This window comes from Saccharothrix ecbatanensis (assembly GCF_014205015.1).
Lineage (GTDB): Bacteria > Actinomycetota > Actinomycetes > Mycobacteriales > Pseudonocardiaceae > Actinosynnema > Actinosynnema ecbatanense.
Map to the genome: position 1 here is coordinate 6,840,780 of NZ_JACHMO010000001.1, position 25,368 is coordinate 6,866,147.

Here is a 25,368-nt window from a genome sequence, read left to right on the forward strand (position 1 = left end):
CGGGACCGAAACAGCAGTCGTCACGGCAGACCGTCCACTTTCACCCGCACGGACTCCGCGGTGCCGTGGCCCAAGTCGTCCAGGATCACCAACGCCTCCTGCCACACCGCACGCGCCGCGTCGTGGTCACCGGCCACCACGTACGTGTCGCCGAGCCGTTCGAGCGTCGCGGCCTCCTCGTAGCGGTCGCCGCTCTCCCGGTACCTCGGCAGCGCCGCCTGGTAGCAGCGGACGGCCTCGGCCAGGTCGTGCATGCGGTGGTGGATGTAGCCGAGGCTGTCCCACGTCGCGGCCTCCGCCAGCACGTCGTTCACCTCGCGGAACAGCACCAGGGCCCGGCCGCAGTCGGCCAACGCGCGGTGCAGGTCCTCGCCGAGCATCGCCCTGGCCCAGCCGACGGCGTTCAGCGCCCTGGCCGTGCCCGCGCGATCACCCAGCGCCTCGAACACCTCCAGTGCCTGCTCCGCGTGGTGCAGGGCGTCGTGCAGCCGGTCCGCCGCCTCGTACAGGCCGGCGAGGTGGCGGTGGATGTGCGCCTGGCTCTGCCGGTCGCCCAACTCCCGGGCCAGCTCCAGCGCCGCGGTCAGGTTGGCCTCGGACGCGGCGAACCGGCGCAGCGGGATCATGATCCGGCCCAGGCCGCGGTGCGTCGAGGCCAGCGCGACCCGGTCGTCCAGCCGCTTCGCCGCGGCCAACGCGATCTCCAGGCACCTCGCCTGCTCGTGCCAGAACGAGCGCAGCCGGGCGAACGCCGTGGTGGTCCACGCCAGCTGCCAGGCGTGCGTGTCGAAACCGTGCGCGGCGGCGTGACCGACCGCGGCCATCAGCGACCCGTGCTCGATCTGGAACCACGCCAGCGCGTCGGCCCGCTCGGTCAGCTCCGGCACGACCACGCCGGGCGCCGGATCGGCGAACGCGATCTCCTCACGCTGCGAGTACAGCAGCCGGTCGGCGTTGTTGGCGGTGTGCAGGTAGTGGTCGAGCACCCGGCGCATGGCGTCACGCAGACCGCTCTGGTCCTCATGCGCAACAGCGAGATCACGGGCGCACGCGTGCACCAGGTCGTGCAACGCGAAGCGGCCCGGCACCTGCTCCGAGATCAGGTGCAGCCGGCTCAGCTCGCCCATCAGCCGACGGGCCTCGCGCGGGGGCACACCGGACAGGCTCGCCGCCGCCGGTATCGACACCTCCCGGCCGGCGTGCACGCCGAGCAGCAGGAACATCCGGGCCGCCGGCGGGCTCAGCCGCTCGTAGGACCAGGAGAACACCGTCTTGACGCTGGCCGTCGCGTCCCCCGTGTCCAGCGCTTCCAGCCGGGTCCGCTCGTCGGCCAGCTCGCCCGCCAACGCCCGCAGCCGGAAGTCCGGGTGCGCCGCCGCCCGAGCCGCGACCACCGACAGCGCCAACGGCAGGCCCGCGCAGTGCCCGATCAGCTCGCGCACCGCGTCCGGCTCCGCGGCCACCCGCTCCCGGCCGAGCTGCCGCTCCAGCAGCGCCGTCGCGTCCTCGTCCGACAGCACGTCCAGCGGCAACGGCCGCGCGCCCTCGCGCACCACCAGCCCGTCGAGCTGGTTCCGGCTGGTCACCAGCGCCAGGCAGCGCGAACCGCTGGGCAGCAGCGGGCGCACCTGCTCGCTGTCCGCGGCGTTGTCCAGCACCACCAGCACCCGGCGCTCCGCCAGCAGGCTCCGGTACAGCCCGACCTTCTCGTCCAACCCGGACGGAACCCTGTCCCGTGCCACCCCCAACGCCCCGAGGAAGCCGCGCAACGCCTCGTCCGGGCTCATCGGCACGCCGGTCGGGTCGAACCCGCGCAGGTTCACGTAGAGCTGGCCGTCGGGGAACCGGTTGCGGCTCTGCCCCGCCCAGTGCAATGCCAACGTCGTCTTGCCGACGCCCGCCGTGCCGTTGATCGCGGAGATCACCACCGTGCCGCCCGCCGGAGACGTGTCCAGCAGCGCCCACAACGCGTTCAGCTCGTGCTCGCGCCCGACGAAGAACCGCGTGTGCATCGGCAGCTGCCGCGGCGCGGGCGTGCCCGACCCGTTCGGCGAGTTCGGCGTGCGCACGGTGATGTCCGGTGCGGCGGTGAGGATCCGCTGGTGCAGCTCCTGCAACCGCGGGCCCGGGTCGACGCCAAGCTGCTCGGCCAGCAACTCGGCGACCGAGCGGTAGGCGGCCAGCGCCTCGGCCTGCCGGTCCGATCTGGACAGCGCCTCCATCAGCTGACCCCAGAACCGTTCCCGCAACGGGTGCTCGCGGGTCAGCGAACGCAACTCCGGCACCACCTCGGCGGCCCGGCCCGCGGCCAGGTCGGCGTCGAGCCTGCGTTCCAGCGCGTCGAGGCGTTCCTCCAGCAGCGGCACCACGTCCTCGCCGTGCAGCACGTCCGACGGCACGTCCGACAGCGGCGCGCCCCGCCACAGGTCGAGCGCCTCGGTGAACCGGTCCCGGCCGACCAGGTCGCGGAACCGGTGCAGGTCCAGCGCGCCCGGCGGCACGTCCGCCGCGTACCCGCCGGTGGCCGTCCGCACCACGTTCGCCGCGCCGAGCGACTGGCGCAGCCGCGTGACCACCATGTGCAGGGTCGCCCTGGTGCGGGCCGGGTTCACCGACCGGCCGTCCCACAGCCGGTCGACGAGGTCGTCCATCGGGACCACGCGGCCGGCGCGCAGCAGCAGGCTGGCCAGCAGCACCCGCGCCTTGCCCGTCGGCAGTGGCACCTGCCTGCCGCCGTGCCAGACCTCAAGGGGCCCGAGCACCTTGAACTCAGTCTTCACGCGCCTCCCCCTCGGTCCGGCCGCGGCACGCCCGGTGAGGCGACCGTGGCCCGCTTGTGAGGGATGCTCACCGGGAGCGTTCCCAGCGGCACCTCACCCCCGGGATTCCCACTACGCGGAGTGCGTCGCCACCGCCACTTCCGTCACATGCAGGCCGGAGCATAGAGCAGCGAGCCGCCATCGGAGAGGTCACCGTGAGGCGAATGTGAGAGGCGCCCGGCACAGTGACCGGCGTTCACCACGGGCCGACGCCCGGGCGCGCACCCTCCGTCCGCTCAGCGCGAAACTCCGAACCTTCGACGCCAGAACGCCAAAACCGCCTAAAACGCCCAAAAAACCCAAGGCAGCACGGCGGCACCCGGAACGCCCGAAACTCCGCGAAACGCGAAAGGCCCCGCCGAAGCAGGGCCTTCCACGGTGTCCGGGGACTACTCGGGGTCGATCCAGGCGACCTGGATGCGCTGCTGACCCAGCTTGCGGGTGACCAGCGTGCCCCGGCCGGGAGGCTGCGGCGACGCCTTGAGGTTGCCCACGATGGCGCCCTCCTCCTTCGAACCGGAGCCCACCATGATCGGCGCCGAGATCTCCTTCAGCTTGCCCAGGATCGGGTCGTACATCGCCCGCGACGCGCCACCCATGCGGCGCACCGCGATGACGTGCAGACCGACGTCCTTGGCCTGCGGGATGAACTCCGCCAGCGGCTGCAACGGGTTCTGCCCGCCCTGCGGCGCGACCAGGTCGTAGTCGTCCACGACCACGAACAGCTCGGGGCCCTTCCACCAGGAGCGGTTCTTCAACTGGTCCTGGGTGACGTCCGGACCGGGCAGCCGGCCCACCATCGAGCCCCGCACGTCCTTGATCATGTCCGTGAGCTGCGCCGACGACACCGCGTAGGACAGCAGGTGGTCCGTCTCGATGTAGCCGAGCATCGTGCGCCGGTAGTCGACCAGCATGATCAGCGCCTCGGACGAGGTGTAACTGGTCATGATGCCGCGCACGATCGTGCGCAGCAGGTTGGTCTTGCCGGACTCGCCGTCGGCCAGGCACATGAAGTGCGGGTCGGCGTCGAAGTCCAGGTACACCGGCGCCAGCTCGTCCTCGTTGACGCCGACCGGCACCAGGTGGCCCCGGTTCGGGCGGGCCTGCTGGATCTGGCCCATGAAGTCGCCGTAGGGCAGCACGTCGGGCAGCAACCGGACCTGCGGCGCGCGCTTGCCGCGCCACGCGGCGTTGACCTTGGCGATCATGTCCTGCACGCCGGCGGCCACGTTCTCCGCGTCCGAGGACGCGTCGATGCGCGGCAGCGAGGTCAGGAAGTGCAGCTTCTGCGGCGACAGACCGCGACCCGGCCGGCCGGCCGGGATGTTGACCGCGACCTTGCGGTCCACCTCGGACTCGCTGGGGTCACCGAGGCGCAGCTCGAACCGGGTGCCGAGCAGGTCCTTCATCGCGGGCCGGATCTCCGCCCACCGGTTCGCCGCCACGACCACGTGCACGCCGTACGACAGACCCTGCGCGGCCAGCGCCTGCACCATCGGCTCCAGCGCCTCGAACTCCTGCCGGAAGTTCATCCAGCCGTCGACCAGCAGGAACGCGTCACCGAAGTTGTCGTCGCGGATCTCGCCGCGCCGCTTGCGGTTGCGGAACTCGACCATCGAGTCGATGCCCTGCGCCCGGAACCGCTGCTCGCGCTCGGCGATCAGGCCCGACAGCTCGGCCACCATCCGGCGCGCCTTGTCCACGTCCAACCGGCTGGCGAAACCACCGACGTGCGGCAGGTTCTCGAACGCGGCGAGCGTGCCGCCACCGAGGTCGAGGCAGTAGAACTGCACTTCCTCGGGGGTGTGCGTCAACGCCATGGACGTGACCAGGGTCCGCAGCATCATCGACTTGCCCGACTGCGGACCGCCGACGAACGCGCCGTGGCCGGACGCACCGGAGAAGTCCGCCCACAGCAGGTCGCGCCGCTGTTCGAACGGCTTGTCCACCACGCCGAGCGGCACCTGGAGCTTGCCGTTGGAGAAGAACCCGGGCGCGGTCAGACCGCGGTCCTCGGTGGCCTGCAACGGTGGCAGCAGGGTGTCCAACGACGGCGGGTCGCTGAGCGGCGGCAGCCACACCTCGTGCGCCGGCGGGCCCTGGCCCACCAGGCGTTCGACGATGACTTCCAGCTCGGACGGCTCGTTGCTGTCGTCTTCCTTCTTCTCCTGCTTGACCGGTTCGAGCGGCCGGACCGGCTCCTTGGGGATCTCGATGTAGTCCGGCACGAAGTACCGGGGCCGCTTGTCGCTGCTCACCGGCGCGGACGGGCCCGCGACCTGCAACCCGGCGGGCCGGAACGGGCCGGACACGTACAGCGCCTTGAACCGCGTCAGCGGCGAGCCCTGCACGCCCAGGTACCCGGAACCCGGGATGGGCGGCAGCTCGTAGGCGTCCGGCACACCGATCGCGGCACGCGACTCGGCCGCCGAGAACGTCTTCAGACCGATCCGGTACGACAGGAACGTGTCCAGACCGCGCAGCTTGCCCTCTTCGAGGCGCTGCGAGGCCAGCAGCATGTGCATCTGGAGCGACCGGCCGACACGACCGATCTGGAGGAAGATGTCGATGAAGTCCGGCTTCGCCGTCAGCATCTCGGAGAACTCGTCGATGCAGATGAACAACGCCGGCAGCGGGTCGAGGTCGGCGCCGTTCTCACGGGCCTTCTCGTAGTCCCACACGTTCTTGTAGTTGCCCTTGGCGAGCACTTCCTGCCGCCGGGACACCTCGCCCGCGATGGCGTCCTTCATCCGGTCGACCAGGGTCAGGTCTCCGGCCAGGTTGGTGATCGTCGCGGCGACGTGCGGCGCCTTGTCCAGGCCGAGGAACGTCGCGCCACCCTTGAAGTCGACCAGGATCATGTTGAGCGAGGTCGACGAGTGCGTGGCCAGCATGCCCAGCACCAGCGTGCGCAGGAACTCGGACTTGCCGGAACCGGTCGCGCCGATGCACAGGCCGTGCGGGCCCATGCCCTCCATCGCCGCTTCCTTGATGTCCAGCTCGACCTGCTGACCGAACTCGCCGATGCCGAACGGCACCCGGTAGCGGTCGCGCACCGGCCGTGGCCGCCACGCGCCCTGCACGTCGAAGGTCATCGGGTCGCCGGGGATGCCCAGGAACTCCAGCAGCGGCGGGTTGTTGCTCATCGACAGCGGGTCCTCGTCGCTGCCGCCCGCGTCCACGCCGCCGATCCGGTACGGCGAGATCCGCCGGGCCAGCGCCTCGGCCTCGACCACGCTCAGCCAGTCCGGCCCGCCGAACCACTCGACACCGCTCGCGCTGCGCGCGCCGAGCTTGCCGTCCTCGATCACCAGCCGCAGGCCGCGGCGGGCGGTCAGGTTGCCCAGCGACTCGGACAGGTCCAGCAGCGTGACGCCGACCAGGCCCTCTTCCAGGATGATCTGCTCTTCCCGGGTGACGTCGCCGTCGTCGATCACGATCACGATGTGCGGCTGGTCGGCGGGCGGCGGCGCGTTGCGGGTGAACCGCTGCCGGTCGCGCAACTGCTCGTCCAGCATCTGCTCGACCTCGGCCAGCGAGCTCGCCATCATCCGCATCTGGCCGATGCCGTCCACGATCTGCGGGTGCTGCACGTGCGGCAGCCACTTCATCCACTCCCACTGGGCCTTGGTGCGGCCGGTGGTGACGACCGCGATCAGCAGGTCGTCCGGTGAGTGGAAGGTCGCCATCTGGGCCAGCAGCGCACGGGCGAGGCCGCGCTTCTCCTCGATGTCGCCGAGCAGGCCGACGGCGGCGAAGCCGCGCAGCGCGATGGAGATCGGCAGGTCGGGGACCAGCGAGTGGGCGCGCACGAACCGGCGCAGCGCCAGCGTCGCGATCGGCTCCAGCTCCTCGACCGGACCGGTCTGCGGCGGCACGAGCCGGGTGGCCAGCCGCTGCGAGCCGCGGCCCGCGCGCAGGTGGCAGAAGTCGGGGTCGTTCTGCCGGCGTTCCCACATCCGCCGGGTGGTGGCCAGGGACCACAGCATCTGCGGGTCGGGGTGGACCCACTCGCGCTCGGCGCGCTGCTCGTTCGCGGCCTCACGGGCGCGGTCCCGCATCTGACCGAGGTACCGCAGGTAGTCCTTGCGGTCCTCGTTCATCTCGGCCTTCTTCTGGCCCTTGCCGCCGCCCATGCCGCCCGCCATCATGCCGATGGTCGAGATCAGCATCATGCCCGGCATGATCATCGCCGCCGGGCTGCGGGCGCTGGACTGGAACATCAGCACCATCATCCCGACGGACGACACGATCATGACGACCGGCAACGCCTTCATCATGATGTTGCCGGGGATGACCCGGGGCACCTCGGGTGGCGGTTCGAGGTGGACCTCACCGCCCGGCGGACGGGGAGCGGCGAGGCGTGCCGTGCGCTTGAATTGCAGCGTGCTCACCTGACAGGCACCTCTTCAGCGTCGATCCCGTTGCGATCCTCCCGACCCGGAGGACCGGGCAGACGGGTGGGCCACCAGCGGTGCGCTCCACCCGTGGCAACCGACACTATGTCGCATCGGAAGCCCGCACGGCGGGGGGTCGGTGAAATCCGCGTCCCAACCTGTTGTGCGGAACGGCCCTGCCGGGGCGTCCGCTGAGGCCATACTGTGTCCGCTCCGATGGGGCGGACCGAAGCACGTCCGACCGGACCAATAGGGTCCTGGACGGACCCACAAGCACACACTCATGACTTAGGGGGCGCTGGTGGCGACCGGTACGACGGTGTTCAGCAGGGTGACGGTGGTTGCGCCGCGAACGCGTATCGACGTCGCGCTGCCGGCCGACGTGGCGGTGGCCGACCTGCTGCCGATGCTGCTGGACATGGCCAAAGAGGCCACTCCGGACGGTGGCGTGCGACACGGCGGGTGGGCGCTGGCCAAGCTGGGCGACAGCCCGCTGGACCCCAGCCGCACGCTCGCGTCGCTCGGCGTGGTCGACGGCGAGCTGCTCCAGTTGCGCAAGCGCAACGAGAACCCGCCGCCACCGCTGTACGACGACGTGGTCGACGCGATCGCCGAGTCCGACCCGGACAGCTTCCGCCCGTGGACCAAGGACACGGCCCGGCGCTACGGCCACCTCGCGGGCGCGTTGGCCCTGATCACGGCCGCGGTCGCGGTGCTGATGGCCGGTCCGTTCGGCGGCGGCGGCAACCTCGGGCCGGCCATCGCGGCGGGCGTGGTGGCCATCGCGGCGCTGGCCGCGGGCGCCGTCGTGGCGCGGTCCTACAACGCGACCGGCACGGGCGTGCTCATCGCCGCGGCCGGCGGCCTGCCGATGGCGTACGTCGCGGGCCTCTACATCGTGCCCGGCCCGCTCGAACGGCCGAGCCTGCTGCTGGCCAGCGTGCTGGTGCTGATCTTCGCCTCGGCCGCGATCATGCTGATCGGCCGGGGCATCACGGTGTTCATCGCCGCCGCCACGGCCGGCGCGCTGAGCGCCATCGCGTTCCTGATCGGCATCTTCGTCGACCACCCGATGCACGGCATCGCGGCGGCGACCACGGCCGTCTCGCTGGCGATGCTGTCCGCGCTGCCCCGACTCACCATCCAGCTGGCCAAGCTGCCGCTGCCGACCGTTCCGGGCAGTGCCGAGGACCTCAAGGAGGACACCGGCTTCCCGGAGTACTCCGTCATCGAGCGGCGCACGGCGAACGCGCACGAGTACCTGACCGGCATGATCATCGGCTGCGGCGGCATCGCCGCCCTGTTCGCCGTGATCGCCGCGGGCAACGGCTCCATCTGGGGCCCGCTGCTGGCGATCGTGGTGACGCTGGTTCTGCTGCTGCGCGGCCGGTCCTACGCGAACGGCGCGCAGGCGGTGGCGCTGCTGGCCAGCGGCATGGTCGCGGGCGCGGGCGTGCTGCTGGGGTGGCTGGTGCAGTCCTCTCCGGGCGACCGGCTGCTGTGGGTGTTCGGCACCCTCGTCGTGCTCGGCGCGGGCGCGCTGGTGCTCGGCGTGATCTTCCCCAGCCAGAAGTTCTCCCCGGTGCTGCGGCGCACGGTCGACGTGCTGGAGGCCATCCTGATCGCCGCGGTGCTGCCGCTGGCGCTGGCGGTGATGGACCTCTACGTGGCCATGCGCCAGCTCATCCCCGCGTGAGGCCCTGATGCGCATCCGAAGGATCGCCGCGCTGGCCGCGGTGACGGTCACGCTCGTGAGCGCGCCCGGCGCGTACGCGCAGCCGACCACGACCAAGAACCAGGACAGCCGGCCGAACTCGCAGCCGCCGCCCGTCGACAGGAACTTCCTCAGGGGGTTCGCGGACCCCAGGGAAGACGTCGACTACAAGAAGAAGACCCAGTGCATCACCTCGGGCACGGGTGACAAGCGGATCCCGCGCAAGCCCTGGGGCCAGATGCAGCTCCGGCTGGAGGAAGCGCACCGCTTCGCCACCGGCAAGGGCGTCATGCTGGCGATCATCGACACCGGCGTCAACGACAAGCACCCGCGGCTCGCCGGCCGGGTCACGCCGGGTGGTGACTACGTGGAGACCGCCGAAAAGGGGGTCGTCGACTGCGACGGCCACGGCACCGAGGTCGCGGGCGTGGCGGCGGCGAGCCGGGACGACGAGACCGGTTTCGTGGGCGCCGCACCCGACGCGAGCTTGCTGGCGATCAGGCAGACCAGCGACAACTACGAGTACAAGGACCCGGGCAACGTCGACAACCGGGCGACCGCGGGCAAGGTCGGCACCCTGGCGCAGGCCATCGTGACCTCCGCGACCAGGGGCGCGAAGGTCATCAACATCTCGCTGACGTCGTGCGCGGCGCCGAGTGAGCCCAGCAACCCGGAACGCGAACTCCAGGCCGCGATCGACTGGGCGGTGAAGGACAAGGACGTCGTCATCGTGACCGCGGCGGGCAACCTCGGCCAGGAAGGCGGGTGCGGGGCGCAGAACGACAACCAGGACCCGAAGAACGTCAAGGTCGTCGCGTCACCGCCGTGGTACGCCGACAACGTGCTGTCCGTCGGGTCGGTGAACATCAACGGCGATGTGTCGTCGTTCTCCGTGTGGGGACCGTGGGTCAGCGTGGCCGCGCCGGGCGAGGACATCGTCACGCTCGACCCCGCCGGCAACGGCCTGACCGACGCCACCACCAACGCCAACGGGCAGCCCACCCCCATCCAGGGCACCAGCTTCGCGTCGCCGTACGTGGCGGGCGTGGTCGCGCTGGTGCGGGAACGCTTCCCGCACCTGAACGCGCACCAGGTGATGGACCGGATCAAGTCCACCGCACAGCACCCGGGCAACCCGAACGGCCGGGACCACAAGGTCGGCTACGGGATCATCAACCCGGTGGCGGCGCTGACGGCCGAGCTGCCGTCCGAGCGCGAGGGCGCGAAGCCCGCGGCGCCCAAGCAGCTGCTGACGACCCTGGACCCGCCGGACCCGCCGAACAACGCGCCGATGATCGTGGCGCTGTCCGGCACGGGCGCGGGCGTCGGGCTCCTGCTGCTGACGCTGTTCATCGTGCACACCGTCAGCCGCAACCGGGACAAGCGAGCCACCGTCCCGGTGCGACGCTCGTCGATCTAGTCCACGAACGACAGAAGGGCCGCCCCCATCGGGCGGCCCTTCTTGTTGTCGGCGCTCAGTTGTCCGCGCTTGTTGTCCGCGCTCAGTCCTCGCCCAGCACCGGCGGGGCGGACTTCTTGGGCTTGCCGAAGACCTGCTCGGTCGAGCCCGCCAGCTGGACCTTCGACTTGTGCTCCTTGTCGCCGCCCTGCTGACCGCCGCCCGCGCCGCCCATCATCCCCATGCCGCCCATCATCCCGCCGCCCGCACCGGCGGACGCCGGACCGGACGGACCCGCGGCCGCCGCGGCCGGACGGGCGCCCTGGTCCAGGGGACGGGGCTCGGACACCGCCGTCGACCCGCCCTGCTGCATGCGATCCGGCGCGTCCCCACCGGGCACACCACCGGGCACACCACCGCCACCACCAGGGACGCCGCCGCCACCGCCACCCGGCATGCCGCCACCGGAACCCGAACCGGCACCACCGCCGGCAGCGGCCGGCTTGGTCTCGGCCGGCGGGGTGGCCGGGGGCTGTGGCACGGTCGGCTTCGCCGGCTCCGTGAACGTCCAGTTCTGCTCGGGGTACTTGTGCTCCATCTTCACGTCGGCGAAGTCCGCCGAACCGGAAACCCCGTCGCACAGCCGGAGGAACGCCTCCAGCACGTCGCGCACCGACTCGTGCAGCTCCTTCGCCGGGTCGTGCAGCTCGTCCAACGCCTCCATCACGCGCCGGTCGCCGTCCACCGGCAACGCCGCCGCGCCGGACACCGTGTCGGCCGCCTCGGCGAACACCCGGGACATGTCCTCGACGATGTCGCGGATGCCCTCGGCGGTGTGGTCCAGCGCCTCGCCCATCGCGTGCATCGCGTCGGACATGTCGTGCCCGGCCAGACCGACCTTCTGCATGTGCTCCACGAACGAGTCCGCGTCCTTGCCCTGCCACGCCGAGTCCAGCTTGCCCAGCGGCTTGGTCAGGTCGCGCGTCACGTGCTCGGCGACGAGCCCGGCCTTGCGCCAGCGCTCGGCCTCGTCGTGCAGGTCGTTCCAGTCGCCGACGACGGGCGTGAAGTAGTCCGCCACGAGATCGCGCACGCCGAGCCGCCGGCTGATCCCGGACAGGTAGTCCAGCTCCGGCCCGACCGCCGCGGCGATCTGGTTGCCGTCCTTGCCCCGCATCAGAGCGTCCCCGTCCGGCGTTCCACGGCCTTGATCATCGCGACCGCTTCGTCGTCCTGCGCGCCGTAGTGCTCGGCCACCTCGTGCAGCCCCTTCGCCGCCGACGTCAGCACCTCGCACGCCCGGTCGAGCTGCTGGTTCAGCATCGCCGCGGCCCGGCCGTACGCCTCGGCGTTGCGCAGCGTCCGCCCCAGCTCGCCGAAGCTCTGCGGGCGCACCGGATCCTCCCGCAGCTCGGCCCGCGCACGGGTCAGCTCCTCGGCCGCCTCGTCGACGCGCTTCGCGTACAGCTCCAGCCAGCGCGGGTCGACCGACACCTTCCCGGTGCCCGTCGCCGCGATCGCGGGCCTGCGTGTGACCTCGTTCACCACGACACCTCCCGCACCCTATGACGGGATCCGGCCCACGCCGGTTCCGCCGAACGGGGTCAGCTGCCCTGCTTCTTCGCCTGCTCCTCGGGCAGCAGGCTGTTGCCCTTCGGCGCCGGGATGGAGTCCCAGCTGCGGGCGGCCTCGTTGCGGTTGAGCTGCGGCCCGTTGGGCAGCAGGCGCAGGATCGACTCCGGTCCGGGCGCGAACCCGTCCCCGCCCAAGCCCAGCGCGCCGCTCGTCGTCTTGTCCGGGATGCCGTACTTCACGCCGCGCCCGGTGATCAGGTGGATCGGGCCGCTGCCGAAGTCCTGGGTGGACGTCGCGCTGCGCACCACGGCCGCCTTGCCGGGCATCATCACGAACTCGCTGACGACCTCGCCGGTCGCGCCGACCTGGTTGATGGACACCGGCCGGGTGCCGGCCGGGATCGGCAGCGACGGCGCGATGGTCACCTTGGTGTGCTGCGACTTGTTGTCCGACGTGACGTCCTTCGCCTGCCAGCCGAGGCAGACCACCCGGTTGTTCTGGTTGGCGTCCAACACCTCCGGCACGTCCGGCGGGTAGTCGGAGAAGTCGAGCTGCTCGGTGGTCGGCGCGTTGTTGATGTCCGCGATGTCCACGAGCTTCGGATCGCCCTGCGCGTAGGCCGCGCGGAGCAGGTCGGCCGCGGCCCGGCTGACCCTCTGGATGCCGTCCTTCAGCAGCACGTGGAACTCGGAACCTGCGCCGGCGCGGCGGACCTCGATCACGCCGCCGACCTTCAGGTCGGTCGTCCTGGTGATGTACGTCACCTTCTGGCCGCGGCCCGCGATCTCGGGCGCCACCAAAGGCTTCGCCTCGGGGATCGCGTTGAGCAGACCGCTGCTGATCGCCCGCGGCGGCTTGTTCGCCAGGTTCAACGCGTTGCGGACCTTCTCGTCGCCCAAGTCGACCTTCGCACGCACCGTGGAGGTCGAGGTGATCTTGGAGTTCACCGGCGCCTTGTAGATCAGGTACGCCTGCTTGTCGTCCGTGCCCACGCGCACCAGCAGGGCGCGGTTGCCGTCGAGCGGGTCGCCGCCGCCGCTGATCCCGGCCAGCACGGTGGTGGTGAACTTGCCCGGCGCCGCCGGGTCGTTCAGCGCCTCGTCCAAGTGCAGCGTGTCGCACACGGACCAGTCCGAACCGATCCGGTCCGCCGGCTTGGGCAGCACGTCCGGGCCGTCCGGGATACCGGTCAACCGACCCTTGGGCAGCTTCGACAACGCCTTCTCGCTGACCAGTTTCGGCGCGCCGCCCGCGGCCTCCGGCGCCGCCTGGTTCACCGCGCCCGCCGCCGCGTCGCCGCCGCCGACCGACCCCTGGTCCGCGGTCTGCTGCTGCAACAGCAGCAGCCGCGCGGACGCCAGGTTCGTCATCGGGATCAGCGTCTTCGTCCCGCCGAGTTCGCTGACGACGTAGACCTGGCCCGTCTCCTTGGAGATGGCGATCTTCGTGTCACCGCCGAGCTGCGGGTTCGGCGAGAAGAAGCCGAAGATGAGGAACCCGATCATCCCGACGATGCCCAGCAGGACGCCCACCGCGGTCGCGCGCGAGTGGGTGCGCATCGGGTCGTGCAGCATCACCGCGTCTCTGCGAACCAGGGCGGACTGCATCCTGCGCAGCACGAAGCGGTAGGCCTGGACCTGTGACTTGGTGGTGGGTGTTGATGCCATTCTCGGCTCGCTGCTCTCCCAGTCGCGGTACGGTCTGCACGATAGCCGGACGGCGGGTGGTCCGTGTGCGGGTTGGTCAGACCCGGTCGGTCCACCCGGCGCACGCCGACGGAAAGAGAACCAGAGCGGATGTCCGTGACCACCCCACATCCGGGCCCACCCAACCCCGCCATGGCACGCGCGCAGGCCGCAGGTGGCGCCGTGCGCGCCGCGCTGCTCCGGGCACGGCGCCGCACCACGGGCGCGAGCCTGGGCGCGCTGCCGGTCGCCAACGTGGTCGTGCTGGAGGTCGGCGTCGCCATCGCCCTGGTCCTGCTGGCGATCGGCGCCACCGGCGACGGGATCGAGCCCGTGCACATGTACATCGGGGGCGGGATCGTGCTGATCGCGTTGATCCTCGCGTTCACCAGGTCACGGGGTCGCTGGCTGACCCAGTGGATCGGCCTCGTGGTCCGTTACAGCTTCCGCTCGCACAGCCGCACGGCCAAGCGCAGCGGCCCGGTGGAGATGAAGCCGCCGTCGGAGGAGGAGTCCTCGGTCATCGGCCCGGACGACCCGCGGGTGGCGTTGCTGCGCCTCGCGGTGCCGGACCTGGTGGTGGCCAGGGGCGTCGACCACGAACGCCGTCCGCTGGGCATGGCCTGGCACCAGGGCGCGTGGACCGCCGTGCTGCTGGTCGACCCGGCGCCGGGTCTGATCACCGCGGTGGGCAGCGCGCCGTCGTTGCCGCTGGGCGCGCTCGCGCCGACGTTGGAAGACCGCGGTGTGGTGCTGGACGCGATCTCGGTGATCTGGCACTGCTACCCGGGCAGCGCGGCGCTGCCGGTGAACTCGCCCGCGCTCAACTCGTACCTGGAAGTGCTCGGCCCGCTGCCCGCGGCGGCCCGCCGGACCACGTGGATCGCGGTGCGGCTGGACCCCCGGCGGTGCGCGGCGGCGATCAAGGAACGCGGCGGCGGCGTCGTCGGCGCGCACCGGGCGTTGATCGGCGCGCTGTCCCGGGTGCGCAACGCGCTGGAGTCGACGGGCGTGTCCATCCGCCCGCTCGACCCGGACGAGCTGATCCGGGCGGGCATCTCGGCGGCCGAGCTGACCTCGGTGGCCGGTGCGAACAAGTCGGTGTCGCTGCGGGAGAAGTGGTCCGGTGTGACGGCGGGCGGCGTCGGCCACGCCAGCTACGCGATCACCGGCTGGCCCGCCAAGGGCATGCGGAACAACCTGAACGCGCTTACCGGCGTGCGCGCGCTGTCCTCGACGCTGTCCATGACGATCTCGCCGAGCAGCGAGCAGGGCCAGGTCGGCCTGCGCGGCATGGTGCGGGTCAGCGCGCGGACACCGTCCGAACTGGACCGCGCGGACGGCCGGCTCAAGGCGCTGTCCGACAAGCTCGACATCACGCTGACCCCGTTGAACGGCCTCCAGGTCGCCGGGCTGGCCGCGACGCTGCCGCTGGGAGGTGTGGCGTGAGCAACTCCCGACTGCTGAACTCGCAGAGCAGGGGCGTGGCGCCGGAGTTCCTGGTGTCACCGCAGCTGCTGGACGTGGTGAGCCCGTCGGGCGACCGCGGCGGCATGGTGCTCGGCTCGGGCCTCCAGGGTGAGCCGCTGACGATCTCGGTGCTGCGGTCCGCGCCGACCCGCATGGTCGTGGTCGGCGGGCTGTACCTGGCCCGGCAGATCGCGTTGCGGGCGATGGCGACGGGCGCGTGGATCACCATCGCGACGGGCCGTCCGGCGGCGTGGCAGCCGGTGGTGCGCGCGGCAGGCGCGGGCCCCGACGGCCGTCCCTCGCCGCTGGTGCAGTTGCGCCGGCTGAGCCCGGTGGAGCTGCCGCGGCCGTCCGAGGACAGCCCGCTGCTGGTCGTGCACGACGGCGGCCACGTGCCGCAGGAGCTGTTTCCGCCCCGGTCGCCGTGGCAGACCACCATGTACGTGTTGCCCTATTTGCACCCGCAGGCGGCGAACACCGCGAATTCCGCCGACCTGGTGCTGCTCCAGCGGTTGCCGCTCGGGCAGGCGCAGTTGGCGTCCCAGATCTGGCGACTGCCGCCGCAGATGGCGCACCAGCTCACCACGCTCAAGGACGACCAGGTGATCGCGCTCGGCACGAACCTGTGGCGGCCGTTGCGGCTGGTCACCACTCCCGGTGAGCAGCAGATCCTGGGCGCGGTCCGCCGCGGCGACTGACCGCTCAACAGCACCGATGTGTGTCGGATGTGCCCCTGGACGATTGTCCGGGGGCACATTTTTCACAACCGGTCCAGTCACTCTGCGCAGTAATGCGTTCACACGCCGACAAAATCTGTGGACGATCCGTTCGCCGGTTATTGCCGGCAAATCATTGCGCCTCACCCGCAGGGCGAACTAGGAACAACTCACCGTGTCCGGACGGTTTCGCGGTGACACCGTCCGGCACCACCCTGCGAAGAGGAGACCCCCTGCCATGGGAGACGTTCGCGCGTCCTGGACGAAACGGTTGGCCGGTGTCGGGCTGGCGACGGGTACGGCGTTCGCGGTGACGGCCGCACTGACCACCTTCACGTCCGCCGCCGAGGAGGGCGCCATCCTCGGGTTGGGCGCGCCGAACTCCGTGAAGGACAGCTACATCGTCGTGCTCAAGGACACGAGCACGAGCAGCGTGGACGCGTTGAGCGGCAAGTACGAGGCGAAGGTGCGGCACACGTACTCACGTGCGCTGCGGGGCTTCTCCGCCACCATGACCGAGGCGCAGGCCCGCAAGCTGGCCGCCGACCCGTCCGTGTCGTACGTGCAGCAGGACGGCGAGGTGACGATCTCCGGCACGCAGGCGCCGACCCCGTCGTGGGGCCTGGACCGGATCGACCAGGCAGCCCTGCCGCTGGACAACTCCTACACGTACCCGAACGAGGGCGAAGGCGTCACCGCCTACATCATCGACACGGGCATCCGGTTCTCCCACACGGACTTCGGCGGTCGCGCCGTGACCGGTCGGGACACCGTCGACAACGACAACGACGCCTCCGACTGCAACGGCCACGGCACGCACGTGGCGGGCACTGTCGGCGGTGGCGCGTACGGCGTGGCCAAGAAGGCCAAGCTCGTCGGCGTGCGGGTGCTGAACTGCGCGGGCTCCGGCACGTACGCGGGCGTCATCGCGGGGATCGACTGGGTGACGGCGAACGCGGTCAAGCCGGCGGTCGCGAACATGTCGCTGGGTGGCGGCGCGGACGCGACGGTCGATCAGGCCGTGCGCAACTCCATCGCGTCCGGCGTGACGTACGGGCTCGCGGCGGGCAACGACAACGGCGCCAATGCGTGCAACACGACCCCGGCGCGCACCCTGGAGGCGATCACGGTCGGCTCCACGACCAACACCGACGCCCGGTCGTCGTTCTCCAACATCGGCACCTGCCTGGACATCTTCGCGCCGGGCTCGTCCATCACGTCGGCGTGGCACACCAACGACACCGCCACCAACACGATCAGCGGCACGTCCATGGCGACGCCGCACGTGGTCGGCGCGGCGGCCGTCTACCTGGCCGCGAACCCCACGGCGACGCCGCAGCAGGTGCGGGACGCCCTGGTGAACGGCGCGACGAACGGCGTGGTCGGCAACGCGGGCACCGGTTCGCCGAACAAGTTGCTGCGCCTGGTCGGCGAGTCCACCCCGCCGCCCGGTGGGTGCACGGCCAAGACCAACGCGACCGACGTGGCCGTGCCGGACCTGGGTGTGGCGTACAGCCCGATCGCGGTGACCGACTGCGGTGGCAAGGCCGGTGCGGCGGCCACGGTCGAGGTGCACGTCAAGCACACGTACCGGGGTGACCTGGTGATCGACCTGGTGACGCCGAGCGGTGCGGTCAAGCAGCTGAAGGTGCAGTCCGGTACGGACGGTGCGGACAACGTCGACGCGAAGTACACGGTGAACCTGTCGGCGGAGAACGCCAACGGCACCTGGCAGCTGCGCGTGCGTGACGCCTACGGCCAGGACACCGGCTACATCGACACCTGGACCCTCGACCTCTAACCCCCGAACCACCACCCCCAGCGGCCCCTCACCCCTCCCGCCGGTGAGGGGCCGCGCCATGTTTCACCTGTTCAGGGTGGGTATCGCCCCAGCGGGATTGTGGCACGGTAATAATCAGTCGATCCTGGAGGTGTAGCCATGTCCGCAGCTCTCCACCCGGTCGGCCCACACACGGTCGAGGAGTGGTTGGCTCTGCCCCCTTCGGAGGACGGGTCACGCACCGAGCTGATTCTGGGGCATTTCCACGTGTCACCCGCACCGTCCTACGGACACCAGCTGGTCGCCTTCGAGCTGGCAGTGCAGATCCGCAACGCGATTCGCGCGGCCGGGCGCAACGACCTGCGCGCCGTTCCCGCGGTGAACGTGAAGATCTCCTCCGCCTCGCGGACGGGCCTGATCCCCGACGTCGTAATCGTTGACAGGCAGGCGGACGTAGCCTTCCCCGCCGAGGCAATTCTGCTGGCGGTCGAGGTGTGGTCACCCGGCAACACGCGCGCCGAGCGGGATGCGAAGACAGCCGCCTACGCCTCGGCGGGCGTGCCGTACGTGTGGACGATCGACCAGAAGAACGATCTCCACGAGCTGAAGCTCACCGCGCAACGGCTGAACGGTGAGCACTACGTGGTCGAGCAGGTGGTCCACACCGCAGGTCCGGTGACGATCATGGCGGCACCCGTCCCGATCACGGTCGACCTGACCGACCTCGTCTTCTGACGACCCTCACACCCGCGCCGAACACGAGCGCAGCGCCTCCAACACCCGCGGCCAGGTGCAGTGGGTCGGTTCGGTCGCACGGTTGTGCTCGGCGATCCGGAAACGCTCCTCCCGCTGCACCACCAGCCGCGTGATCCCGGCGGCCAGGTCATCGGTGAGCAGCCCTTCCACCCCGTCACGCACGAAGTCCGCCACCCCCGTCCTCGGCCGCGCGATCACCGGCACCCCCGCCGTCCGCGCCTCCAACGCCGCCAGCCCGAACGCCTCCTGCCCCGCCGGGTTCACGAACACGTCCGCCCCCGCCAGCAGGCGCCCCACCCCCTGCCGGTCCAGCCGACCCGGCAGGCCGACCCACCCCATCCCGTGCCGCTCGACGTACCGGCGCAACACCGCCATCTCCGGCCCCGCACCCGCCAACGTCGCCCGCAACGGCACATCCACCCGAACCGCGCGCAACGCCTTCAGCAACGCCATCGGCTCCTTCCGCGCCGCAAGCCGACCCACCGACACCACGTGCACCACGTCGTCCTGCCGCTGCGTCGGAATCCCCCGCCACCACGACGGCGTGATCCCGTTCGGCACCACCCCCACCGAGATCCCGGGCACCGCCTCCCGCATCCGGTCCGCCGCCGCACGGCTCACCGCCGCCAACGTCAGCGGCGCGGAACTCCACGGCGCGAACCGGTCCAGCACCCGATAACACCACTGCACCACCGGGTCCCACATGCTGTGCACCACGACCACCGTCGGCAACCCCAGCCGCAACGCCGACCGCACCCCCGACCACGCGAACGGTGAAATGGCCCCGACGTGCACGTACACGGCCGACGGCGCCAGCGGGACGATCACCCGGTCGAGGTGCGAGCCCGCCCGCGGGTGCACCGGCAGGTCCCACGGCGCCCGTACCGCGATCCGGTGCACCGAGTACCCGTCACCCGGCGCGGCGAGCCTCGTCGCGGTCACCACGTGCACTTCCTCACCGCACAACGCCTGCGCCCCGGCCAGACCCGCGACCTGCACCTCGATCCCGCCCAAGCGCGGGAGGAAGCAGTCGGTGACGTGGATGATCGACAAGTGCACTCCCGTCAAGCCGCCGAACGGACCAACTGACACTCTTGCACCCGTGAGCCGAACGTGCGTCTTCTTCCACGCCCACCCCGACGACGAAGCCCTGCTGACGGGCGGCACGATGGCGCGCCTCGCCGCGGAAGGCCACCGGGTGGTGCTGGTCGTCGCCACCGCCGGTGAACGGGGGTTGAGCGCGCGGCACACCGACCTCGGCGCCGTCCGCACCAGAGAGGCACACGCGTCGGCCCGGGTGCTCGGCGCGGCACGCGTGGAGTTCCTGGGATACGCCGACTCCGGTCTGTCGGGCCAGGACAGCGACGACGGGTTCGCCCACGCCGACGTGGCCGACGCCGCCGGGAAGCTCGCCGAACTCCTGCACGAGGAACGCGCCGACCTGGTCACCACCTACGACCCCAACGGCGGCTACGGGCACCCCGACCACGTCCAGGTCCACCGCGTCGGCACGCTGGCCGCCGAACTCGCCGGCACACCCCGCGTCTGGGAGGCGACCGTCGACCGCACCCTGCTCCTGCGCGGCCTCAAGCTCGCCCGGCTGGTCCGCGAGTTCGACCTGGCCCCGTTCGAGCACGCCTTCACCGCACGCCACGAGATCACCCACTCGGTGGACGTGCGGCGGTACGCGCGCGTGAAGCGGGCGGCGATGGCGGCGCACACCACCCAGACCACCGGCGGCGAGTCGACCAGAACCCTCGCCGCGCTGCTCACCCTGCCGCCGCCACTGTTCAAGGTGGTGCTGGGCACCGAGTGGTACGTGGAACGCAAACGATTGCGCGCCCGATGAAGCGGTGGTTCCGGCTGGGCGCGTCGCTGACGTCACTCGGCTTGGCGGCGTGGCTGGTGATCGCCTTGGCGCCCGCCGTCGGCGGCGTCACGTGGACGGCCGTCGGCGACCAACTGCGCCACGTCGGCCCCGGAATGGCGCTCTGGCTGACGATCCTGTGGCTGGCCGGCCTCTGGGCCTACACCTACGTGCTCACCGGATCGCTGCCCGGCCTGCGCAACACCCAGGCGTTCACGCTGAACGCGGCGGGCAGCGCGATCAGCAACGTGCTGCCGTTCGGCGGCGCGGCCGGCGTGGCGCTGACGGCCGTGATGGCGTCGAGCTGGGGCCACTCCGCACGGGCGATCACGACCTCGGCGATCGTCAGCGGCCTCTGGAACACCCTGTCCCGAGCTGCACTGCCGATCATCGCCCTGACCGTGCAAGGCGCCGTCGTGCTGGGCAACGGAGTCCTGGCCGCGACCGTCACCACCGCCATCGGCCTGCCGGCGGCCGTGATCGTGTTCATCCGCCTGCGATGGCTGGGACGGCTACTCGGCGGCCGGGCCACCCGGTTCCTGCTGCGGCTGCGCCGGGAAACCGGGCGGATCGTCCGGGACCGCTGGCCCCAGCTCACCGCCGGCATGCTCGCCTACCTGCTGTTCCAAGGCATGCTGCTGTGGTGGTGCCTGGCCGCCGCGGGCGTCCACCTGGGACCGGGGCCGACCATCGCGGCGTTCGCGGTCAGCCGGCTGCTCACCCTCGCCGTGATCACGCCCGGCGGGTTCGGGATCACCGAGAACGGCACCATCGCGCTGCTGGTCAGCCTCGGCACACCGGCCGCACCGGCCGTCGCGGGCGTGCTGCTGTTCGCGTTCTTCACCTACCTGGTGGAGATACCGCTCGGCGCCGTCACGTGGCTCGGCTGGTCTGCGCGACGCGCACGTTCCGGGTGACGGCGGCCCGCGCGGCCAGCTCGTCGTCCGCCGGGTAGTCGACCCGGACCAGCGACAACCCGTGCGGCGGCGCCACCGTGACCTCGCTCGACCGCGCGGTCAGCGACAGCAGCGACGCGGGCCAGGCCACCGGCTTGCGCCCCTCGCCCACCGCGAGCAGCGCCCCGACCAGGCTGCGCACCATCGAGTGGCAGAACGCGTCCGCGGACACGAAAGCGGTCAGCACGTCACCGTCCCGCACCCACTCCAGGCGTTGCAGCTCACGGATCGTCGTCGCACCCTCGCGCCTCCGGCAGAACGCGCAGAAGTCCTGTTCCCCTAACAACAACTCCGACGCGGCGTTCAACGCGTCGAGCGACAGCGGACGCGGCCAGGCCAGCGTGTCCAGCCGCCGCAACGGGTGCGCGCCGAAAGCGGCGTCGGTGACCCGGTACTCGTAGTGCCGGCGCAACGCGGTGAACCGCGCGTCGAACGCGGCCGGCACCACCCGCGCCGAGAACACCCGCACATCCGCCGGCAGCGCCCGCGCCAAGCGCTTGGGCAGTCCGGCGACGTCCACATCGGACTTCAGGTCGACGTGCGCCACCTGCCCGGACGCGTGCACACCGGCGTCCGTCCGGCCCGCCACGGTCAGCTGCACGTCCTCGCGCAGCACCGTCGACATGGTGTCCTCCAGCACGCCGCAGACCGTCCGGCGGTCGGGCTGCCGCGCCCACCCGGAGAAGTCCGTGCCGTCGTACGCCAGGTCCAGTCGCACACGAACGAGCCCGTCGTCCCCAGCGGGAACGACGGGCTCGTCGGCGAAGGGCGCGTCCGTCAGGACTCGTCCTTCTTCTCAGCCTTCGGGGCCTCGGCGGCCTCGTCCGAAGCGCCCTCGGCGGGCTCCTCGGTGGCGTCCTTCGTGGCGGACTCGGGCGCGTCGGCGTCCTGGTCCTCCACGTCGGCGGCGGCGTCCTCGACCTTGGTCTCCTCAGCCGCGGCCTTGGGGGCCTCGTCCTTGGCGAACTTGGTCTTGCGGGCGCGCTCCGCCTCTGAGGTGACGGTCTGCTCCGCGACCAACTCGATGACGGCCATGGGCGCGTTGTCGCCCTTGCGCGGCATCGTCTTGGTGATGCGGGTGTAGCCACCGGGGCGGTCGGCGAACTGCGGGCCGATCTCGGCGAACAGCTTGTGCACGATGTCCTTGTCGCGGATCACCTTGAGGATCTCACGACGGTTGTGCAGGTCACCGATCTTCGCCTTGCTGATCAGCTTCTCGGCGTACGGACGGAGCCGCTTCGCCTTCGCCTCGGTGGTCGTGATCCGACCGTAGGTGAACAGGGACGTGGCCAGGTTGGCCAGCATCAGCCGCTCGTGGGCCGGCGAGCCCCCGAGACGGGGTCCCTTGGTGGGGGTGGGCATCGAATTGCTCCTCGGATTTCTTTCTGATCCTCTGCTCCGGCCCGGCCGCTAAGCGACCTCAGAGCTGCTCGGTCTCCGCGTAGTCCTGGCCGTCGTCGTGGTTGTCCACGACGGTGTCCGTGCCCCAGCCTTCGGCGGGGTAGTCGGACGCAGCCGCCGACGGGTCGAACCCAGGGGGGCTGTCCTTCAGCGCGAGGCCGAGGCCGACGAGCTTCATCTTGACCTCGTCGATCGACTTCGCACCGAAGTTGCGGATGTCCAGCAGATCCGCCTCGCTGCGCGAGACCAGCTCGCCGACGGTGTGGATGCCCTCGCGCTTGAGGCAGTTGTACGACCGGACGGTGAGGTCCAGGTCCTCGATCGGCATCGCGAACGCCGCGATGGTGTCCGCCTCGGCGGGCGAGGGGCCGATCTCGATGCCCTCGGCGTCGACGTTCAGCTCGCGAGCGAGACCGAACAGCTCGACCAGCGTCTTACCAGCCGACGCGACAGCGTCACGCGGCGTGATGGACGGCTTGGTCTCGACGTCGAGGATCAGCTTGTCGAAGTCGGTCCGCTGCTCGACACGGGTGGCCTCGACCTTGTAGGTCACCTTCATGACGGGCGAGTAGATCGAGTCGACCGGAATGCGGCCGATCTCGGCGCCGGCCTGCTTGTTCTGCACGGCGGGGACGTAGCCGCGACCGCGCTCGACCACGAGCTCGATCTCCAGCTTGCCCTTGCCGTTCAGGGTGGCGATGTGCAGGTCCGGGTTGTGCACGGTGACACCGGCCGGAGGCACGATGTCGCCCGCGGTCACCGCACCAGGCCCCTGCTTGCGCAGGTACATGGTCACCGGCTCGTCCTCCTCGGAGCTGACGACCAGCTCCTTGAGGTTGAGGATGATGTCGGTGACGTCTTCCTTCACACCGGGGACGGTCGTGAACTCGTGCAGCACACCGTCGATGCGGATGCTGGTCACGGCCGCGCCGGGGATGGACGACAGCAGGGTGCGGCGAATCGAGTTGCCGAGGGTGTAGCCGAAGCCCGGCTCCAGCGGTTCGATGACGAACCGGGAGCGGGTCTCGTTGACCGATTCCTCGCCGAGCGAGGGACGCTGTGAAATCAGCACTGGGTTCTTTCCCTTCTAACCCCGACGCCCGCTATTTGACGTCGTGGAAGCCGGTCGCGGAGACCGGCAAACGCATGCGACACACCATTTCGTGCCGCCGCGGGACCCGGCTGGAGGGCCTGTCCGCGTGGACAGGCCCTCCAGGAGGATCACTTCGAGTAGAGCTCGACGATGAGCTGCTCCGTGACGGGCGTGTCGATCTGCGCCCGCTCCGGGAGCTGGTGGACCAGGATGCGCAGGTTGGACTGCACGACCTGGAGCCACGCCGGGATCGGCCGGTCACCGAAGGAAGCACGCGCGGCCTCGAAGGGCAGCGTGGGCATCGACTTCGGCTTCACGTCGATGATGTCGAACTTCGACACCCGGAAGCTCGGGATGTTGACCTTCTGGCCGTTCACGATGAAGTGACCGTGGTTGACCAGCTGGCGGGCCTGACGACGGGTGCGCGCGAGACCCGCGCGGTACACCACGTTGTCGAGCCGGGACTCGAGGATCTGAAGCAGGTTCTCACCGGTCTTGCCGGTGCGGCGAACCGCTTCCTCGTAGTAACGGCGGAACTGCTTCTCGAGCACGCCGTAGGTGTAACGAGCCTTCTGCTTCTCCTGGAGCTGAAGCAGGTACTCGGACTCCTTGATCCGACCGCGGCCGTGCTGGCCGGGCGGGTAAGGACGACGCTCGAACGCCTGGTCCCCGCCGACGAGGTCGACCTTGAGACGGCGCGAGATGCGAGTGGCCGGTCCGGTATAGCGAGCCATAGTGTCTTACTCCTCCCCGTGCCTCAGACCCGGCGCCGCTTGGGCGGGCGGCAGCCGTTGTGGGGCTGCGGGGTCACGTCCTGGATGGTGCCGACCTCGAGGCCGGCGGCCTGAAGCGAACGGATCGCGGTCTCGCGGCCGGAGCCGGGACCCTTCACGAACACGTCGACCTTGCGCATGCCGTGCTCGGCAGCCTTGCGCGCCGCGCTCTCGGCGGCCATCTGCGCGGCGAACGGCGTGGACTTGCGAGAGCCCTTGAAGCCGACGTGGCCGGCGGACGCCCAGCTGATCACGTTGCCCAGCGGGTCCGTGATGGACACGATGGTGTTGTTGAACGTGCTCTTGATGTGCGCCTGGCCGTGCGAGATGTTCTTCTTTTCCTTGCGCCGGACTTTCTTGACCCCGGCGCCCGTGCGGGACTTGGGTGGCATGTCTGGGTGATCTCCTACTTGCTAGCGACGCGAGGTCTTACTTCTTTCCGGCCTTCTTCTTGCCGGCGACGGTCTTCTTCGGACCCTTACGAGTGCGCGCGTTCGTCTTGGTGCGCTGCCCGCGGACGGGCAGGTTGCGACGGTGGCGCAGCCCCTCGTAGCAGCCGATTTCCATCTTCCGGCGGATGTCGGCCTGAACCTCGCGGCGGAGGTCACCCTCGACCTTGAAGTGGTTCTCGATGTATTCCCGCAGCTTCGCCAGGTCGTCGTCACCGAGATCCTTCACCCGGATGTCCGGGGAGATCTCGGTGGCGGTCAGCAGCTCCTTCGAGCGCGTCCGACCGATGCCGAAGATGTAGGTGAGCGCGATCTCCAACCGCTTTTCGCGGGGGAGGTCGACGCCAGCGAGTCGTGCCATACGGCGCTTGCTCCTAACAGTGGTGTCGCTCCAGGTCTGCTCCTCGCCCGATTCCGGGACTGACTCGCTGTGTCAGTGTCCGGTCGCTCTCGCGTCCGGTGTCCCGGCCCCGGCCTGGAGTCCGGGGGTGCGCCACACGTGGTGCTGGTGTGTGGCA

Annotated in this window: 20 protein-coding genes; 8 read left to right on the plus strand and 12 right to left on the minus strand. The window is 70.7% G+C overall.

The annotated features are described in order from the left end of the window. Positions 1-20 precede the first annotated feature (20 nt). Together F4560_RS29310 and eccCa are read right to left on the minus strand one after the other, a co-directional pair. Positions 21-2,780, minus strand: a complete 2,760-nt coding sequence (locus tag F4560_RS29310) for an AfsR/SARP family transcriptional regulator (RefSeq protein ID WP_184925421.1) — start codon at positions 2,778-2,780, stop codon at positions 21-23. Positions 2,781-3,208: 428 nt separating this feature from the next. Continuing rightward, the gene (eccCa, locus tag F4560_RS29315; protein WP_184925424.1) at positions 3,209-7,213 is read right to left on the minus strand and encodes a type VII secretion protein EccCa; all 4,005 of its coding nucleotides are present in this window, start codon (positions 7,211-7,213) and stop codon (positions 3,209-3,211) included. Positions 7,214-7,517: 304 nt separating this feature from the next. On the opposite strand from eccCa, the gene eccD reads away from it, so the two are divergent. Together eccD and mycP are read left to right on the plus strand one after the other, a co-directional pair. Continuing rightward, positions 7,518-8,912, plus strand: a complete 1,395-nt coding sequence (eccD, locus tag F4560_RS29320) for a type VII secretion integral membrane protein EccD (RefSeq protein ID WP_184925427.1) — start codon at positions 7,518-7,520, stop codon at positions 8,910-8,912. Between the two features lie 7 nt (positions 8,913-8,919). Continuing rightward, positions 8,920-10,350 (plus strand): type VII secretion-associated serine protease mycosin, encoded by a 1,431-nt coding sequence (mycP, locus tag F4560_RS29325; RefSeq protein WP_184925430.1) that lies wholly within the window; start codon positions 8,920-8,922, stop codon positions 10,348-10,350. Between the two features lie 82 nt (positions 10,351-10,432). On the opposite strand, the gene F4560_RS29330 is transcribed toward mycP, so the two are convergent. Genes F4560_RS29330 through eccB form a run of 3 tightly spaced genes read right to left on the minus strand, consistent with a single transcriptional unit; the run spans position 10,433 to position 13,571 of the window. Continuing rightward, positions 10,433-11,506: a WXG100 family type VII secretion target gene (locus tag F4560_RS29330; RefSeq protein WP_184925433.1), complete on the minus strand. Its 1,074-nt coding sequence runs from the start codon at positions 11,504-11,506 to the stop codon at positions 10,433-10,435. Further along, a complete protein-coding gene (locus F4560_RS29335; RefSeq protein WP_184925436.1) occupies positions 11,506-11,874 on the minus strand; it encodes a DUF2563 family protein in 369 nt (122 codons plus the stop codon). Before F4560_RS29335 ends, F4560_RS29330 begins: the two co-directional genes overlap by 1 nt. 59 nt (positions 11,875-11,933) lie before the next feature. Further along, positions 11,934-13,571: a type VII secretion protein EccB gene (eccB, locus tag F4560_RS29340; RefSeq protein WP_184925439.1), complete on the minus strand. Its 1,638-nt coding sequence runs from the start codon at positions 13,569-13,571 to the stop codon at positions 11,934-11,936. A 171-nt stretch (positions 13,572-13,742) separates the two neighbouring features. Here eccB and eccE point away from each other — a divergent pair, with 171 nt between their 5' ends. The 4 genes from eccE (at position 13,743) to F4560_RS29360 (ending at position 18,290) form a co-directional block, all read left to right on the plus strand. Beyond that, positions 13,743-15,038, plus strand: coding sequence for a type VII secretion protein EccE (gene eccE / locus F4560_RS29345; RefSeq protein WP_184925442.1), 1,296 nt, complete (start codon positions 13,743-13,745; stop codon positions 15,036-15,038). Further along, positions 15,035-15,757, plus strand: coding sequence for a hypothetical protein (locus F4560_RS29350; protein ID WP_184925445.1), 723 nt, complete (start codon positions 15,035-15,037; stop codon positions 15,755-15,757). Before eccE ends, F4560_RS29350 begins: the two co-directional genes overlap by 4 nt. A 256-nt stretch (positions 15,758-16,013) precedes the next feature. Then, a complete protein-coding gene (locus tag F4560_RS29355; protein ID WP_184925447.1) occupies positions 16,014-17,576 on the plus strand; it encodes a S8 family peptidase in 1,563 nt (520 codons plus the stop codon). Positions 17,577-17,714: 138 nt separating this feature from the next. Continuing rightward, the gene (locus F4560_RS29360) at positions 17,715-18,290 is read left to right on the plus strand and encodes a Uma2 family endonuclease (RefSeq protein ID WP_184925451.1); all 576 of its coding nucleotides are present in this window, start codon (positions 17,715-17,717) and stop codon (positions 18,288-18,290) included. A gap of 6 nt (positions 18,291-18,296) precedes the next feature. On the opposite strand, the gene F4560_RS29365 is transcribed toward F4560_RS29360, so the two are convergent. After that, positions 18,297-19,370, minus strand: a complete 1,074-nt coding sequence (locus tag F4560_RS29365; protein WP_312869876.1) for a glycosyltransferase family 4 protein — start codon at positions 19,368-19,370, stop codon at positions 18,297-18,299. 43 nt (positions 19,371-19,413) lie between these two features. On the opposite strand from F4560_RS29365, the gene F4560_RS29370 reads away from it, so the two are divergent. Continuing rightward, positions 19,414-20,160 carry a PIG-L deacetylase family protein gene (locus F4560_RS29370; protein WP_312869550.1) on the plus strand — a complete coding sequence of 249 codons (747 nt, stop codon included), beginning with the start codon at positions 19,414-19,416 and terminating at the stop codon, positions 20,158-20,160. Further along, entirely contained in the window at positions 20,157-21,095 is a 939-nt protein-coding gene (locus tag F4560_RS29375) for a lysylphosphatidylglycerol synthase transmembrane domain-containing protein (protein WP_184925456.1), read from the plus strand. Before F4560_RS29370 ends, F4560_RS29375 begins: the two co-directional genes overlap by 4 nt. On the opposite strand, the gene truA is transcribed toward F4560_RS29375, so the two are convergent. The 6 genes from truA to rpsM all read right to left on the minus strand — a co-directional run bounded on the left by truA (position 21,052) and on the right by rpsM (position 25,211). After that, a complete protein-coding gene (truA, locus tag F4560_RS29380) occupies positions 21,052-21,852 on the minus strand; it encodes a tRNA pseudouridine(38-40) synthase TruA (RefSeq protein ID WP_312869551.1) in 801 nt (266 codons plus the stop codon). The two genes, F4560_RS29375 and truA, sit on opposite strands and share 44 nt — an antisense overlap. 59 nt (positions 21,853-21,911) lie before the next feature. Beyond that, positions 21,912-22,496 carry a 50S ribosomal protein L17 gene (rplQ, locus tag F4560_RS29385; RefSeq protein WP_184925459.1) on the minus strand — a complete coding sequence of 195 codons (585 nt, stop codon included), beginning with the start codon at positions 22,494-22,496 and terminating at the stop codon, positions 21,912-21,914. A 58-nt stretch (positions 22,497-22,554) separates the two neighbouring features. Further along, a complete protein-coding gene (locus F4560_RS29390) occupies positions 22,555-23,607 on the minus strand; it encodes a DNA-directed RNA polymerase subunit alpha (protein WP_184925462.1) in 1,053 nt (350 codons plus the stop codon). Between the two features lie 149 nt (positions 23,608-23,756). Next, positions 23,757-24,362 (minus strand): 30S ribosomal protein S4, encoded by a 606-nt coding sequence (gene rpsD / locus F4560_RS29395; protein ID WP_184925465.1) that lies wholly within the window; start codon positions 24,360-24,362, stop codon positions 23,757-23,759. A gap of 23 nt (positions 24,363-24,385) precedes the next feature. After that, positions 24,386-24,793 carry a 30S ribosomal protein S11 gene (gene rpsK / locus F4560_RS29400; protein ID WP_184925468.1) on the minus strand — a complete coding sequence of 136 codons (408 nt, stop codon included), beginning with the start codon at positions 24,791-24,793 and terminating at the stop codon, positions 24,386-24,388. A gap of 37 nt (positions 24,794-24,830) precedes the next feature. Beyond that, positions 24,831-25,211 (minus strand): 30S ribosomal protein S13, encoded by a 381-nt coding sequence (rpsM, locus tag F4560_RS29405; protein ID WP_033436731.1) that lies wholly within the window; start codon positions 25,209-25,211, stop codon positions 24,831-24,833. Positions 25,212-25,368: the final 157 nt, after the last annotated feature.